The sequence below is a fragment of the Mesorhizobium sp. FG116 genome (assembly GCF_057809835.1).
Genome location: NZ_JBMDKS010000031.1, coordinates 1 through 15,653 on the forward strand (window position 1 = coordinate 1; position 15,653 = coordinate 15,653).

At 60.9% G+C, this 15,653-nt stretch carries 12 protein-coding genes; 6 read left to right on the plus strand and 6 right to left on the minus strand.

Features of this window, described 5'->3' with window-relative positions; genetic code table 11:
* Positions 1–191: 191 nt before the first annotated feature.
* The 3 genes from ACODTY_RS19950 to ACODTY_RS19960 form a co-directional block, all read right to left on the minus strand.
* Entirely contained in the window at positions 192–803 is a 612-nt protein-coding gene (locus ACODTY_RS19950) for a glutathione S-transferase family protein (protein WP_488995947.1), read from the minus strand.
* Positions 804–894: 91 nt separating this feature from the next.
* On the minus strand, positions 895–1,752 hold the full coding sequence (locus ACODTY_RS19955) for an EAL domain-containing protein (protein WP_488995948.1): 858 nt from the start codon (positions 1,750–1,752) through the stop codon (positions 895–897).
* The gene (locus ACODTY_RS19960) at positions 1,749–2,648 is read right to left on the minus strand and encodes an EAL domain-containing protein (protein WP_488995949.1); all 900 of its coding nucleotides are present in this window, start codon (positions 2,646–2,648) and stop codon (positions 1,749–1,751) included. The genes ACODTY_RS19955 and ACODTY_RS19960 overlap by 4 nt, the downstream gene beginning before the upstream one ends.
* Before the next feature lie 189 nt (positions 2,649–2,837).
* Here ACODTY_RS19960 and ACODTY_RS19965 point away from each other — a divergent pair, with 189 nt between their 5' ends.
* Positions 2,838–4,040, plus strand: a complete 1,203-nt coding sequence (locus ACODTY_RS19965; protein WP_488995950.1) for a pyridoxal phosphate-dependent aminotransferase — start codon at positions 2,838–2,840, stop codon at positions 4,038–4,040.
* Positions 4,041–4,100: 60 nt separating this feature from the next.
* Here ACODTY_RS19965 and ACODTY_RS19970 read toward each other — a convergent pair whose 3' ends face one another.
* Positions 4,101–5,531 (minus strand): aminotransferase-like domain-containing protein, encoded by a 1,431-nt coding sequence (locus ACODTY_RS19970; protein ID WP_488995951.1) that lies wholly within the window; start codon positions 5,529–5,531, stop codon positions 4,101–4,103.
* Positions 5,532–5,616: 85 nt separating this feature from the next.
* On the opposite strand from ACODTY_RS19970, the gene ACODTY_RS19975 reads away from it, so the two are divergent.
* Positions 5,617–6,480, plus strand: coding sequence for a DMT family transporter (locus tag ACODTY_RS19975; RefSeq protein WP_488995952.1), 864 nt, complete (start codon positions 5,617–5,619; stop codon positions 6,478–6,480).
* Positions 6,481–6,500: 20 nt separating this feature from the next.
* Here the strand turns inward: ACODTY_RS19975 and ACODTY_RS19980 are convergent, their stop codons facing one another.
* Positions 6,501–6,896 carry a (R)-mandelonitrile lyase gene (locus tag ACODTY_RS19980; RefSeq protein WP_488995953.1) on the minus strand — a complete coding sequence of 132 codons (396 nt, stop codon included), beginning with the start codon at positions 6,894–6,896 and terminating at the stop codon, positions 6,501–6,503.
* 224 nt (positions 6,897–7,120) lie between these two features.
* On the opposite strand from ACODTY_RS19980, the gene ACODTY_RS19985 reads away from it, so the two are divergent.
* The 3 genes from ACODTY_RS19985 (at position 7,121) to ACODTY_RS19995 (ending at position 11,530) form a co-directional block, all read left to right on the plus strand.
* Positions 7,121–8,530 carry an HlyD family secretion protein gene (locus tag ACODTY_RS19985; RefSeq protein WP_488995954.1) on the plus strand — a complete coding sequence of 470 codons (1,410 nt, stop codon included), beginning with the start codon at positions 7,121–7,123 and terminating at the stop codon, positions 8,528–8,530.
* 13 nt (positions 8,531–8,543) lie between these two features.
* Positions 8,544–10,502: a glycosyltransferase gene (locus ACODTY_RS19990; protein WP_488995955.1), complete on the plus strand. Its 1,959-nt coding sequence runs from the start codon at positions 8,544–8,546 to the stop codon at positions 10,500–10,502.
* 197 nt (positions 10,503–10,699) lie between these two features.
* Complete coding sequence (locus tag ACODTY_RS19995) at positions 10,700–11,530, plus strand: hypothetical protein (protein ID WP_488995956.1); 831 nt, start codon at positions 10,700–10,702, stop codon at positions 11,528–11,530.
* Between the two features lie 10 nt (positions 11,531–11,540).
* Here the strand turns inward: ACODTY_RS19995 and ACODTY_RS20000 are convergent, their stop codons facing one another.
* Positions 11,541–12,914, minus strand: coding sequence for a phenylacetate--CoA ligase family protein (locus ACODTY_RS20000; RefSeq protein ID WP_488995957.1), 1,374 nt, complete (start codon positions 12,912–12,914; stop codon positions 11,541–11,543).
* Positions 12,915–13,043: 129 nt separating this feature from the next.
* On the opposite strand from ACODTY_RS20000, the gene ACODTY_RS20005 reads away from it, so the two are divergent.
* Positions 13,044–15,095, plus strand: coding sequence for an elongation factor G (locus ACODTY_RS20005; RefSeq protein WP_488995958.1), 2,052 nt, complete (start codon positions 13,044–13,046; stop codon positions 15,093–15,095).
* Positions 15,096–15,653: the final 558 nt, after the last annotated feature.

A 15,653-nucleotide genomic window follows, 5' to 3' on the forward strand; every position in this document is an offset into this window, starting at 1 on the left:
CATCCGCCTTCACTTCGTTCAGGCACCTTCTCCCACAAGGGGAGAAGGGAGGGCGGGCGACACCCATCCTTCGTCATCCTAGGGCGGAGCAGGCCGAAGGCCGTTGCGAAGACCCTGGGATCCATGCCATGACCAAACGGCAGCGTACAAATTGCGCAAAAGAACGGCGTGGCACGCGCTATACGTTGGCCTCACGGCAGCCAGTCGCTCGGCACGTGGCCCGGATCGGCTTCCACCCGCTTCAGCCACGCGGCAACCGCCGGATAGGCATCGAGCTGAAAGCCCCCCTGCTCCGCAGAGTGCGTGTAGGCATAAAGCGCAATATCAGCAACGCTGAGCGCGCCTCCGGCAAAATAGGCGTTGTCGGCCAGATGCCTGTTCATGACGCCAAGCGCCTTGTTGCCGCGCTCCAGCGTCTGCGCCAGCCGTTCCGGTGTCGCGTCCTTCGCGCGTTCGGGAAAAGTCAAAAGCGCCTTGCGCACGGCGATATAGGGCTCATGGCTGTATTGCTCGAAGAACAGCCATTGATAGGCCATGGCCCTTTGATAGCGGTCGCCGGGCAGAAACCGCGTTCCTTCCGCAAGATAGAGCAGGATGGCGTTCGATTCGGCAATCCGCCGGCCGTCATCGAGTTCCAGCAGCGGCACCATCGCGTTCGGGTTCTTGGCCACGAACTCGGGGGTGCGTGTCTGCCCGGTATGCGAGCTCACCTCGACATTGGTGAACGGCAGGCCCAGTTTCGCCATAAGCAGCCGCGGCTTGTAGCAATTGCCGCTGTCGATCATTCCATAAAGCACGGTCATTCAGTCAGTCTCCCTGTGCTGAACTATTGCGCCCGCCAAAACCGCGCTTCCAGTGATTAATATTGGTGCAGTAATCGATTTCGTTGATCGGTCAGCCGATCAAAGGCGAAGCCATGCCGGTCCGGCCGAGCAAGCGCGCAGCGTCGAGCGGCTCCTCGTTGAAAATCGTTCCGGCCAGTGCCGGGCGGCCGAGCAGAAACCCTTGCAGCAGGTCAGCGCCGCCTTCCATCGCCACCCGCAACTGGTTGGATTGCTCGATCCCCTCAACCAGTATTTTGACGCCGCGATCGTGCAACAGGCTGACCAGCGACTTGAACAGGCGTTCGGCCGCAGGGTAGCGGCACAAAAGCGCGAACCATGGTCCATCGATCTTGACGATATCCGGCTCGATCAGCTTGAGCCTTTCTTCCGTCGAATGGCCGGCGCCAAAATCGTCAACCGCTATGCGAAGGCCGTTGCGACGCATTTCGCGAGCGATTGCCACCAGCACCTTGTCATTTGGCGCGGCATGTTCGGTGATCTCGCACACAAGCATGCCGGGATGCAGTTCGACATCCTCCAGCCCGCCCATCATCAGCCGCAGTTCGGCAAGAACACGCCCCGGATGATCGTTGACGCCAGGATGGAAATTGAAGAACAGGTCGAGGTCACTAACCCCGATATGCCGGAAGTTATGCAGGTGCAAAGTGCGGCACATCGTTTCCACGAACAGCCGATCCTTGGCCGCAATGCCATCAAAGAAGACACCGGGAGAAAGAGGCTGGCCGGCCACATGAGGTTCTATGAGTGCCTCGACAGCCACAGGCTTCAGCGCACCGTCGCGATGCGCAAAGATCGGCTGATAGGCGCTGCGCAGCCGGAAATCGCCATAGACCCCGTATTCGATGCCGATTTCATCGGCAAAGATCGCTCCGCGGACATCGCGGCGCCGGTCAGGCTTGCGTGTCATCTGAGGGATCTTCGGCCAAACACCCTGACCGTCCGCCCGATAGCGCGCGACGGCCGTGCCGCATCGGCATCCTCAGCTTGCTCAAGTGTCGCCTGCATCTCGCTGATGCCCCCCATGTTGCGCAAGGACAACGAGGCTATTTCCGGGCGCGCCAGCACAAAACCCTGCACCATCGAGGCGCCGGACTTTTCTGCAAGCTCGAGTTGCCAGTTCTCCTCGATGCCCTCGAACACGGTATGAATTCCCTGCTCCTCGAAGGACTTCACCATTGCCGTCAGCAAGGCAAAGCCCGCACCAGACTCCATCAACTGGCCGATCCATACCGCATCGAACTTAACGATGTCTGGCTTGAGTTCCTGGATGCGGGTTATGTCGGATTCGTCGGCGCCGTAGTCGTCCACCGCAATCCGGAACCCGCTGCCGCGCAGTGCCGAGACAAACTCGTAAAGCGCTTCCTGGGATATCGTCTTTTGCTCGGTCACTTCGCAGACCACGCGGCGCGGATCGATTTTCGCCTCATGCAGCACCAGCCGCATGTCGCGCATGGCAGCATCCGAGATGCTCCTGTCCGTAAAGACGGAAGGGTCGAAGTTGATGAACACCGACATTTGCTCGGGAAGGCAAACCCCGGCGTTCAAAAGGTGCATGGTTCGCGTCAGCCCCTCGATGTGCAGGCGGTCTACGGGAGGGCATCCTGAAAAGAACACAGCCGGTGTTTCCGGCTCTCCGTTGCGGAACGGGCGGATCAGCCCCTCGAACGCAACGATCGAAAGCTTGCCTTCATTGAATGCGAAAATCGGCTGGAATGCGCTCTTCAGCGTATAGACGCCCCACACGCCGGTCGCAGTGCCGTCCTCGTGACGAATGACATGGGCAAGCCCGATGCTCCGAGCCAAATCGGCGCTCCGCATACCAGTTGCAAATCAGACCATTCTACCGGCTCAATATTTTACCGCCAGTTAATGTAGCAGAGATTGGAATTCGCCGGTTCCCGTTTCGCGAAGCTTGCACTTCGCCAGCCGATGCGACAATAGAAGCACGCAGTCGAACGACTGGATTCAGCCACACTCTGGAGACATTTCCTCATGGCCTTTCTTGCCGACGCCCTTTCCCGCGTAAAGCCTTCCGCGACCATCGCGGTGACGCAGAAAGCGCGCGAGCTGAAAAGCGCCGGGCGCGATGTCATCGGCCTCGGTGCCGGCGAGCCGGATTTCGACACGCCCGACAACATCAAGAACGCTGCCATCGAGGCAATCCGCCGCGGCGAAACCAAGTATCCGCCCGTCTCCGGCATCGTGCCGCTGCGCGAGGCGATCGCCAAGAAGTTCAAGCGCGAGAACAATCTCGACTACACGCCCGCGCAGACCATCGTCGGCACCGGCGGCAAGCAGATCCTGTTCAACGCCTTCATGGCTACGCTCAACCCCGGCGACGAAGTCATCATCCCTCGCCCCTACTGGGTCAGCTACCCTGAAATGGTGGCGATCTGCGGCGGTACGTCCGCTTTTGCCGATACCTCGATCGACAACGGCTTCAAGCTGACCCCTGAGGTGCTGGAAAAGACGATCACGCCGAAGACCAAGTGGCTCTTGATGAACTCGCCGTCCAACCCTTCCGGTGCCGCCTACACCGAGGCCGAACTGAGGGCCCTCGCCGACGTTCTCCTGAAGCACCCGCAGGTCTGGGTGCTGACCGATGATATGTATGAGCATCTCACCTATGGCGACTTCGTCTTCAAGACCATCGCCGAGGTCGAGCCGAACCTCTACGAACGCACGCTGACGATGAACGGCGTCTCGAAAGCCTATGCCATGACCGGCTGGCGCATCGGCTATGCAGCCGGCCCGCTCCAGCTCATCAAGGCAATGGACATGATCCAGGGTCAGCAGACCTCCGGTGCCTGCACCATCGCCCAGTGGGCGTCCGTCGAAGCGCTCAATGGCCCGCAGGACTTCATCAAGAAGAACAAGGCGATCTTCCAGGGCCGGCGCGACCTCGTCGTGTCGATGCTCAACCAGTCGCGCGGCATTACCTGCCCATCGCCTGAAGGCGCGTTCTACGTCTATCCGTCCTGCGCCAACCTGATCGGCAAGAAGGCTCCCAACGGCAAGGTCATCGACACCGACGAGACCTTCTGCAGCGAATTGCTGGAGGCCGAAGGCGTCGCTGTGGTGTTCGGCTCGGCCTTTGGCCTTGGCCCGAATTTCCGCATTTCCTACGCCACGTCGGAAAAGCTGCTGGAGGAAGCCTGCACGCGCATCCAGCGTTTCACAGCAAGCTTGAGCTGACCTGCTCAACCACCTGAAATGACTCCAAAGCCCGGCACACCGCCGGGCTTTGTGTTTTCGTCAGCCGCCCGACTTCCGCGCCGACTGCAACGCCTCTTGCAACACTTGGAAAGTGTGGTCTCTGAGCGTTTGCGAAACATTGAACCGCATGTAGTTCGTGGCAGATTGCGACAGGCTGAACGCATTGCCGGGTGCCAGCACCACACCCCTTTCGAGTGCCGCCCGCGCGACATCCGCGGCGTCCAGACCGTCCGGCAGGCGACACCACAGGAACATTCCGGCTTGCGGCTCAAGCCAGGGCACGATGCCAATGGCCTTCAGCCTGGTTGCGACATCGGACATTGCGCGAGCAAGACGGCTTCTCAGTCCGTCCATGTGCTTGCGGTAGCCGCCGTCGCTCAGCACGGAAAGAACCAGTTCAGCGGTTAGCCTTCCGCCTCCGAATGAGGTTGCAATCTTCAGGTCAATCAGGCTTTCGATCAATTCAGGGCGCGCCGCCACGAAGCCGCAACGGGCAGACGCGGAAAGCGTCTTTGAAAAGCTGCCGATGTGGATGACACGGTCGAGCCCGTCGAAAGCGGCCAGGCGCGGAGCCGGGCTGCGTTCGAAGTCGGCGAAAATGTCGTCCTCTATGATGGTCAGCCCGAACTGGTCGGCGAGCTTAAGAACCCTGTGGGCAACAACAGGCGACAGGATCGCGCCGGTCGGATTGTGGATCGCCGAATTGGTCAGGTAGAGCCGCGGCCTGTGTTCGGCCAACACTACCGCGAGGCGCTCTGTATCGGGTCCGGACGCCGTGTAAGGCACGCTGACCATCCTGGCGCGATGGGCGCGCAACAGCGCCTGGAAGTTGAAATAGCAAGGGTCATCGACCAGCACTGTATCGCCGGGTTCCAGAAGCATGCGGCAAAGCAGGTCCATTGCCTGCGTTCCGGATTCGGTCAGCATGACCTGGTCCGGCGAACATTCGATGCCCCTCTCCGCCATCCGCCGGACGATAAGTTGGCGCAGCGGCGGCAGGCCCAAGGGAGAGCCATAGTCACCCAGCACCGTCCCTTCAGCGCGCGAAAGCGAACGTAGCGCTTTCCGGATACCGCTCTCCGGCATCCACGATGCCGGCAACCATCCACAGCCCGGCTTCATGCTGTCGTCGCCGGTCGCCAGCGATTGCCGCGAAACCCAGAACGGATCGACCTCCCGGTCGAGCTTCGGGCCGATCTCGGACAGCGATAGCGGCGCCGTCTGGTTGGCGACGTAGAAACCTGAGCCGGGCCGCGAGTGGATAACCCCTTCCGCGACAAGCCGCTCGTAGGCCTCCACCACGGTCGAGGCGGAAACCTTGAGCGTGGCGGCGAACCCACGGATCGACGGCAGTTTGGCGCCTGATGTGAGGCTGCGCCCTGCAATCCGCTGGCGCACAGTTGCCATCACTGCCTCGACGCGGGAACCTGTTGCGGAATTTCCATCCATCTGTATTGCCCATCGTATCATAACAGTTCAGTTCAATTGTACTGAACTGTTACTGGCTGCGCCAGCCATCGAAGCCCATAGAAAGCTGCAATCGATGGAGTGGGATATGGACCGGACAACCACCGGATGGGTCAGCGGCTTGATTGGCGTGGTCATATTCAGCGGCTCGCTGCCCGCCACCCGCGTTGCCGTGTTGCAGTTCGATCCTGTGTTTCTGACTGCGGCACGTGCGGCAATCGCCGGCGCATTGGCGCTCTGCCTGCTCCTCGCATTTAGGCAGAAGCGCCCTACCCGCGCCGACATCGCCTCGCTTGTCGTGGTCTCGCTAGGCGTTGTCGTCGGATTTCCGCTGCTGACAGCGTTTGCCCTTCAGCACGTCACGTCCGCGCATTCGATCGTTTTCATAGGGCTGCTGCCCCTTGCGACGGCCATATTCGGCGTCATCCGCGGCGGCGAACGGCCCAAGCCCGCCTTCTGGGCTTTCTCTGTCCTCGGCAGTGCGCTTGTAGCGGGCTTTGCGCTATCGCAAGGCCTCACCGCCTCGCCGATTGGCGACACGCTGATGCTAGCGGCGGTGATTGTCTGCGGATTGGGTTATGCCGAAGGCGCCAAGCTGTCTCGCGTCTTCGGCGGCTGGCAGGTCATCTCCTGGGCGCTCGTACTGTCGCTACCCGTCATGGCGGCTTTGATGATCAGCCGGATGCCGCCGACATTCGCGGACATAAATCCACCTGCCTGGATCGGCCTTGTCTATGTCTCTCTGTTCAGCATGTTGATCGGCTTTGTGTTCTGGTACCGCGGCCTCGCGCAAGGCGGCATCGCAGCGGTGGGCCAGTTGCAACTCCTGCAGCCGTTCTTCGGTTTGGCGCTGGCGGCGACCCTCCTGCACGAGCCCGTAACGCTGGGCATGCTGGCGGTCACTGTTGCAGTCATCCTGTGCGTGGCCGGCGCACGCAAGTTCGCCAGCTAGGGTCAGCGCTTCACCCGGCACTACGCCCCGTACTGCTCATCGCTCACCGGCTCCAGCCAGTCGACGGCCCTGCCATCTTGCGCTTCCTGCATGGCGATATGGGTCATGGCCGTGAGCGGAGTAGCACCATGCCAATGCTTTTCGCCGGGCGCGAACCACACCGTATCGCCTGCCCTGATCTCCTGAACAGGGCCACCCCAGCTTTGCACGCGTCCCGCCCCTGCCGTCACGTGCAAGGTCTGGCCAAGCGGGTGCGTGTGCCAGTGCGTTCGCGCGCCCGGATCGAACCGCACCGAAATCGCCCTTAAATGGGCCGGGGCTTCCGTCTCGATGATCGGGTCCTGCGTCACCCTGCCCGTAAAATACTGTTCCGAAGCAAGCCGTGTCGGCACGCTTCCGCATGGTGTGATCTTCATGGTGAAACCTCGTTTCCCGATAAATTCCAAGCTGATTCAACTGACTATAAGGCCACCCTGCAATCAGCGCCATTTTTCACGATGCATTAGCCATCGCGTAAAAATTGCATAGAACTTTAGGGTCTCGAAACTCCCATCGGTAACACTGTCGGCAGATAAAAGCCGAATGCAACAAGCAACACGTTCGGTGTAACAGGGAACCCGCCAACGGCGGGATGGTCGAGATGACATCCAAAACCGGGGCCCAGCCCAGGAAAGTCACCAATACCCAACCCGATCCGGACACGGATACGGACGCCTCGTCGGCGAACCGCTTCGTCTATAATCAGGCAACGCCATCAACGGACGCCAAAGGCGCTGGCGCCTTGCAGACCATGCTTGCCAAGGAATTCAGCAACGAGGAGACCCAGGAAGCGCCCGCTCCTCAGCCCGCTCCCTCACGTCTTAGCCAGCCTCTTTCGCCGCTTTGGTCGCGCATTCTCAAGACAGTTGCAGGTCTTGCCATCCTGCTGACGGTCGGCTGGATGCCGATGCAGCGCCTTTTCCAGGTTTCGAGCGTGGAAGCGGTGGTCAACGCCCAGATCGTAACCATCCGCGCCCCGATTGGCGGCGTCATCGCGGAAGGCCTCGAAGGGCTCCGCGTCGGAAGCACGATCCCGGCCGGTTGGGAACTGGCAACCGTGGCCAATGCCCGCGCGGACCATAACGCCATAGAGCGCGCCAGCGAGGAACTGGGTGCTGCCCGCGAAGAGCAGGATGCACTCGCAGCCCGCATTTCCCGTCTGGCCGAACTGCGCGCCGGCATAGGCAAGCGGGTGGATACGTTTCGTATCGATCGCAAGAACCGTGTCGCCGCGCAAATTGCCGAGGTCGATGCCCAGTTGACCGGAGCCGAAGCAATTCTGGCGCGCGCCGAAGCAGAGTTCGAGCGGCAGTCGTCGCTGACAGCCAAGGGCACGGCCGCGAAGGCTGCTCGGGAAAACGCCAAGCGCGACCTTGATGTCGCCGCCGCTGAACTGGATCAGGCCAAGGCGCGCAAGGCCGCACTTGGCGTCGAAGCGGAAGCATTGGCGCAAAGCCGCTTCTTCGGCGACGGTTATGACGACGAGCCCCGCTCCGCCCAGCGTCTCGACGACATCGCCGAGACAATGGCGTCCCTCGAATCCGACAAGGCAAGGCAAGACGCGCGTGTAGCCAGGCTGGAAGAAGGGCTGACCCGGGAAAAATCGCTGTTTGATCTGGCAAGCGAAGCAAAGTTGACCGCGCCGACCGCTGGCCAGGTATGGGAACTGTTCACCGCGCCGGGCGAACAGGTCACTGCCGGGCAGCCACTGATCAGCGTGCTGGATTGCTCGAAATTGCTGGTCACCGCAGCGGTTACCGAGGCTGTCTACAACACGCTTTCGGTCGGCATGCCGGCAAGCTTCACCTTCCGTGAAGGTTCGCGCGCCCTGCCGGGCAAAGTGGTGCAACTCAGCGGCGTTTCATCGGCCGCATCCAACTTCGCTATTCTGCCGTCGGCTCTGACGAAAGAGGCTTATCGCGCTTTGGTCGCAGTCGAGGGAATGCAACAGGAAGGTTCTTGCCCTGTTGGCCGCACAGGCCGCGTGGTTTTCGGCAAGACGTCTTCCTGAGAGCGTCCCGGCCATGAACCCGATCCTGTCGGTTCTATCGGAAGGTGCCGTGCCCGGCCTTATCATTGCCGGCCTGCTGCTGGCCGTGATGCCATGGATCAATCGCCATAGCCGCTTCCGAATTCTGCCGATCATTCTGGTTCTGGCCCTCACCGCCAAATATCTGTTCTGGCGTATCACCGCCACCATCCCCTCCCTCGCCAATCCCGTCGATTTTGTCGTCGGCTGGCTGTTCTTCCTGATCGAGGTCGGAGCGGTTACGGGCTCGATCATCTCCTACATAACTCTGACCCGCACCAAGGAACGCTCGAGCGAGGTCGAAAAGAACACGCCGTGGCTGAATGCCCTGCCCCATATGCCGTTGGTCGATGTCTTCATCTGCACCTACAACGAGGAACGCGAAATCCTTGAGCGCACAATCGTCGGCGCAACCGGCATGACCTATACCAACTTCCGCGTCTGGGTACTGGATGACGGAAAGCGGCAATGGCTTGCTGAACTAGCGGACGAACTCGGCGCGAACTACCTGACCCGCCCGGACAACGCCCATGCCAAGGCGGGCAACATCAACCACGCCCTGCGTCACGTCGCAGGCCTGGATGAGCCGCCGGATTTCATCTCCGTTCTCGATGCCGACTTCGTGCCAACGCCAATGTTCCTGTCGCGCGCGCTGACCCTGTTCAAGGAGCCGGATGTCGGCATCGTGCAGACGCCGCAGCACTTCATCAATCCGGACCCGATCCAGGCCAACCTGCAGGCTTCCGACGCCTGGCCGGACGAGCAGCGCTATTTCTTCGACGTGCTCATGCCGGCAAAGGATGCCTGGGGCACGGCCTTTTGCTGCGGCACCTCCTCCGTCATCCGCATGAAAGCACTCCAGCGCGCCGGCGGCTTCCCGACTGAATCCGTGACGGAAGACTACCTGCTCACGTTAAGGCTGAAGCGCAACGGCTTCCGCACGGTCTACCTCAACGAGCGTCTGTCACTCGGCTTGGCGCCCGAAGGCCTGCAGGAATACATCACCCAGCGCTCGCGCTGGTGTCTCGGCTTCATCCAGATCATCCGCGGCAAGGATGGTCCGTTCAAACTCAGCAACGGCCTTCAGTTCATCGACCGCGTCAGCTTGGTCGAAAGCATGCTCTACTGGAGCATGGCCTACCTGTTTCGCGTGGCCGGCATCCTCGTCCCGATCTTCTACCTCCTGCTGGGCATCAACGCCGTCAATGTCGGCACAGCCGACGGCATCGCGAACTTCCTGCCCTACTATCTTTCCCAGATCGCGGTCATGGCGTGGCTCTCCGGTCAGCGCGTCCTGCCGGTGATGACCGATATCTCGCAATTGCTTGCCGCACGCGAAATCCTCACCGCTGTCGCCATCGGACTGTTCAAGCCCAAGGGTCAGAAATTCAAGGTTACTGCCAAGGGTGGAGATCGCTCCAAGACAGTCATCCAGTGGCGCATGATGGGTATGTTCAGCTTCCTGCTCGGCTTGACCCTTCTCGGGGTGCTTATCTCCTTTGGCGGCAGAGATCCGCTGCAGGATTCCAGCGTGGTGGCGCTCTACTGGTCCTGGTACAACATAATCATTCTCGTTTCCGCGATCGCGGTCTGCGTCGAAAAACCCCGTATGCGCCGCCATGAGCGCCTTCAAGGCAAGGAGACGGTGATCGTGTCGTTCGACAACGAACACCACATCTTCGTCACCGCGGATGTGTCGGTCGGCGGCATGCGCCTGCTGGGCAATGTGCATGCACCGCTTGGAACGCGGGTATCCGTTCAACTCGGTCACGCTCATTTTGAAGGCACCATTGTCCGGCGATCCGAGTCTGAGTTTGCCGTGTCGCTGGATGAAAACGTGTCCAACCGCACCGCCATGGTGCGCAAGGTTTATTCCGGCGAGTACAAAGGCCAGATAAGCAACGTCAAACCCGGCACCGTAGCACGCAAGGTCATCGGGCGGTTGATGAAATAGCGCGCCGATTCGTGTGCACGGGCAGCATCGGTCACGAACAGAACGTGGCCTAACTCTGGCAAGAATGTGTCAAAGTCGCCACACCGTTTCGGCATTCCTCTGCGTTAACCTTGAATCCGGTAACGCAATGCTTCCGCTCCGATCCGAGTCTCGCCATGGTGCCGCAAGTTGATTTGAGTATTTTTTGGATGGGGACGATGCGCGCATATCTTCTGACCACGACTGCGATTTTCTTCACCTTGGGCGTATCCGCTCAGGCGGCCGATTTTCAGGAAAAGTTCGAGGGCAAGCCAGCCGTATCCGGCATCAATGGCAAGCTCGACATCGGCTACACCGACACCAACATTTCGGGCGTTTCCGATGAGCCGAACGCAATCTATGGCGTCGGATCGATTTCCTTCCCGGTTGCCCAGCAGTTCGGCGTTCAGATCGATGCAGGCGCTGGCCGCTTCGATACTGACCCTCACATCACCGCAGGCGGCATCGGCGCCCACGGCTTCTGGCGCGATCCCGATCAGGGCCTGCTTGGCATCTACGGTCACTATGTCCGCATCTCGGGTGGCGGCGACAGCGCTTCGATCTGGCGCCTCGGCGGCGAAGGTGAAGCCTACTTCGACCGTGTCAGCGTTGAAGCCTTCGTAGGTGCCGATTTCGTCGATGGCGACGGCGGCAACGACACGTTCTTCAGCGGCGATCTGGTCGCGGCATTCTACGCAACCGACAATTTCCGCATCCACGCAGGCATCGGACATCAGTTCGATGAAACCTTCGCCAAGGTCGGCGGCGAAGCGATGCTGCCCTTCGCCAGCAACAATGTTGCCTTGTTCGCGGATGCAGGCATTGGCGACGACACCCAGACCTACAATGTCGGCCTGCGCATCTACTTCGGTGAAGCCGGCAAGTCTCTCAAGGATCGTCATCGTGAGGATGACCCGCGCACCCGCCTGCTCGACTTCTTCGGCGCAGCCTTCAACGCTCCCGACGACACCACGACGGGCCCTGCACCTTGCACCAGCGAATGCGGCTGACCCTGCCTTTTTAAGGCAGCCTGATATCTGGACCGGCCGCGTCAAGCGCCGGTCCATTTTCTTTTACGAACTGGTCGATCTTGCCGCCCGGCCCAACCGTCATATCGTCATAGCGCTTGAAACTGACGCTGACCGGCCGCCGAAAATAGTCGCGCAGTCCCTGTGTTACGGCCTCATAGTTCAGCGCATCGTCGTCAGCCCGGCTCGAGAACCGCAGTTCGAGAGCCTCCGGGCCGATCTGCGCGAGTTGCCACTGGACAACCGGAAAAGCCGAAGCAAACCACTCCATGCCGAAAATGGGCGCGATCTCTGTCCCGTCGGAAAACTTGAACAGCCTTCGAAGGCGACCAACGGTCAATGTGAGCTTGGGCAAGGTCAAGCCGCAGTCACATCGTCCGCCGAGATAGCCGATATCGCCTATGTCGTAGCGGATCAGCGGCATTGCGGAATTGAGCAGCGTGGTCAGCACGATGCGCCCTTCCTCACCATCATCGCAGGGCGATCCATCCGGCCTTAGCACTTCAACCAGAATGCACTCGGCATTCACATGAAGCGAACCGCAAGCACATTGCGAAGCCATAGTGCCAACTTCATTGGCGCTGTAGGTATCGAATATCTCGCAACCCAGCACGCGTCTCGCATCGCTACGGAGCTGCTGGGGAACAAATTCGCCAAGCGTGATTATTCCCTTCACCTCGAGCCCGATCACCCCGGCTTGCTCGGCAGTGGCAACCAGCCCCATGGCGTTGCTTGGCTGCGTATTCAGATAAACCGGCCCCTGGCGCTGGATATAGGCAAGCTGCTCGGAAAGCTTGGTCGGGTAAGCAAGCCGGGAATAGGTGCCGAAATCCTCGGGCGCCATCCAGGATGGGACCCAGGGCTCATCTTCCTGCACCTCATAGCGAAGCTTGGGGTGCGCGGCGGCCCTTATCATGACCAGCCGATGCGTGGGGTTCAAACCGACCCACCGGTAGAACCGTCCCATGATGGCCTGCTCCATCTTTCCTGCAAACGCAGTCTTGAGCACGGTAACGGGAATCCCCGATGAGCCTGAGGTCGTGCCCGGTCTGGTCTCGCCATGGGCCATTGGAATGGCGTTGCTTTTCAAGGCTTCGAAATCATCGGCGAGGTCGCGCCGCGTCAACACCGGCAAATCGAGCCATGCGTCGTGATCGACCGTTCCATCCGGGCGGAAAATACCGGCGAGCCTGTTCCGATAAAACGGCACGGTATCGAACGCATGCCTTGCGATCGGCGTTAGCAGGTGCCGCGTATAGGCCTCCAGTTCGTCCGCCGGCAGCCGCTCCGACACGCTCAGGCTGTCATACATCTGTTCGGCGGCAGATTTGGAAATGGCGGCGTCCTCCCGCGCACCTTCTCCCACACACTTGCCCAAAAGCCAAACCCGTGGGACGATGCTTCAAGGCAGGCAGTTTCCTCACAATGCTGCCGCCGCGCGACGGTCGTCAGGCCGGCCGCCGCTCCTGAAAAAACGCCTGAGCGGAGGTCAGTCATGGGTAATCGCGCCGGAGGACGACGCACGGGACCGAAATGCATCGCCATAGTCGGTCCCTTCTCAAGCGGTAAGACGACACTTCTCGAAGCCATCCTTGCCCGCACCGGCGCAATCCCGCGCCAAAACCCGGTCTCATCCGGCAACACCGTTTCCGATCATTCCGCCGAAGCGCGCGCCCACGCCATGAGCGTGGAGGCGACGGTCGCCACCACCGAATTCATGGGCGACACCCTCACCTTCGTCGATTGCCCCGGCTCGATCGAATTCGCCTTCGAGGCCGAACCCGTGCTCGCCGCCTGCGACGTGGCCGTCGTGGTGGCCGAGGCCGACGAAAAGAAGATCCCTGCCCTGCAGCTCATCATGCGCCGCCTGGACGAACTTCGCGTGCCGCGCATCCTGTTCCTCAACAAGATCGACAAGTCGATCGCAGGCGTCCGCGAAACGCTGAAGATGCTGCAGCCCGCCAGCACCTTGCCGCTGCTTTTGCGGCAGATTCCCTTGCGCAAGGACGGCATCGTCATCGGCTCGATCGATCTCGCGCTGGAGCGCGCCTATATCTACCGCGAATACGCCGAAAGCGAAGTCGCGGAAATTCCGGGCGACGACAAGGCCCGCGAGTTGGAGGCCCGTTTCTCAATGCTCGAAACGCTGGCCGATCATGACGATCATCTGATGGAGCAACTGCTGGAAGAAGTCGAGCCGCCGAAGGATGCCATCTTCGACGACCTCGCCGCCGACCTTCGCGACGGCTCCGTCACGCCTGTACTGATCGGCACCGCCGAGAAAGGCAACGGCGTGCTGCGCTTGCTTAAGGCGATCCGCCACGACGCACCCGACATCGAAGCGACCCGCAAGCGGCTTGGTGCACCGGAGGGCAACGCTACGGTCGTTCAGGTCATGAAGACCATTCATACCGCGCATGGCGGCAAGCTTTCCGTCTCGCGCATCCTGTCCGGCCAGGTCGCCGACGGCAGCGAACTTTATCTTTCCAACGGCGAGATCAACAAGGTGTCCGGCATCTACCGCATGCTGGGCAAGGATCAGTCGAAGCTGCCTTCGGCATCGACCGGCGACACCGTGGCGCTCGGCAAGCTGGACGATGTGCGCACCGGCCAGACCTTGACCTCCGCCAAGGGCGGGATCGCACCTCTTGTAGAACTCACGCCGCCTCAGCCCGTCTATGCCTTCGCGTTGCGTCCAAAGGAACGCAAGGACGATGTGAAAATGTCGGCAGCCATCCAGCGGCTGGCCGAGGAAGACCCCTCGCTCAACCTTCATCACAATCAGGATTCGGCGGAAACCATCCTTTCCGGGCATGGCGAGATGCACCTGCGTGTTGTCCGCGAGCGCCTGGAGGGCAAGAACCAGATTCCGGTCGAGGGTCACGCCCCTGCGGTGCCGTACCGCGAAACGATCCGCAAACCGGTCGAGCAACGCGGGCGTCACAAGAAGCAGTCCGGCGGCCACGGCCAGTTCGGGGATGTGGTGTTGCAGATCAAGCCGTTGGCCCGCGGCAGCGGTTTCCAGTTCACCGACACGATCACTGGCGGTGTCGTGCCCAAGACCTATATCCAGTCGGTCGAGACAGGCATCCGCGACTATCTGAAATCGGGCCCGATGGGCTTTCCCGTCGTCGATGTCGCAGTCAACCTCTCCGACGGCTCCTATCACGCTGTCGATTCCTCTGACATGGCTTTCCAGATGGCGGCAAAGCTCGCCATGAAGGAAGGCATGGCCGCCTGCTCGCCGGTGCTGCTCGAACCGGTGATGAAAGTGGTGATCCTCACCCCATCCGATGCCACGGCAAAGATCATCGCCCTCATCCCGCAACGGCGCGGCCAGATACTGGGCTACGACGCGCGTGAAGGCTGGCCGGGCTGGGATGTCGTCGAGGCAACCATGCCGCAAGCTGAGATCGGCGATCTCATCATCGAGCTTCGCTCGGCAACGGCAGGTGTCGCCACTTATAGCGCCAGCTTCGGCCACATGGCGGAGCTGACCGGTCGGCTGGCTGACGATGCCATGAATGCAAACGGCAAGGCTGCTTGAGGTCCAGAACCACAAACGGCGTCCGGTTCAACCGGGCGCCGTTTGTTGCGGACCGTTCCCGGGGAGGTAACGGCAGGTCCGCCGCATATTGGCAAACTGCGGAGAAACCCACTCCAGGCTTCCGCCGAATCCGAGACCACCACAACTCAGTGAAGCGATCCCTCGGCCGGTTTCCACCGGCAGGAAAAAGCTGGACGCGGCGGCTACCTGAGCCCGCGATGCGAGCGATGCCCCCATCGCCCGAACCGCCACGCCGCGTCCTGCCTAATCCTTAGTCAAGAACGAAAGCGGGCGTCATGTTACAGGGGTTACATGACTGTTACGCGCCACGAACACGTCTCCTTCCGTGTCGATGGCGGGTCTGGGATGCCCAAGAGAACGGCAGGTGATGAAGCAGTTCCGGGAGCCGCCAGGCTGCATTGAAGCCGAACCGCCGATCGTCCTGGGGACGGCGCTAAACTGAAGGGTTGGCTTGGATGTTTGCTGAAGGCACACCGCGCATCCAGTCGCGGCTGAATGCAGGCAACAAAAAAGCCGGATCCAAGAAGATCCGGCTGA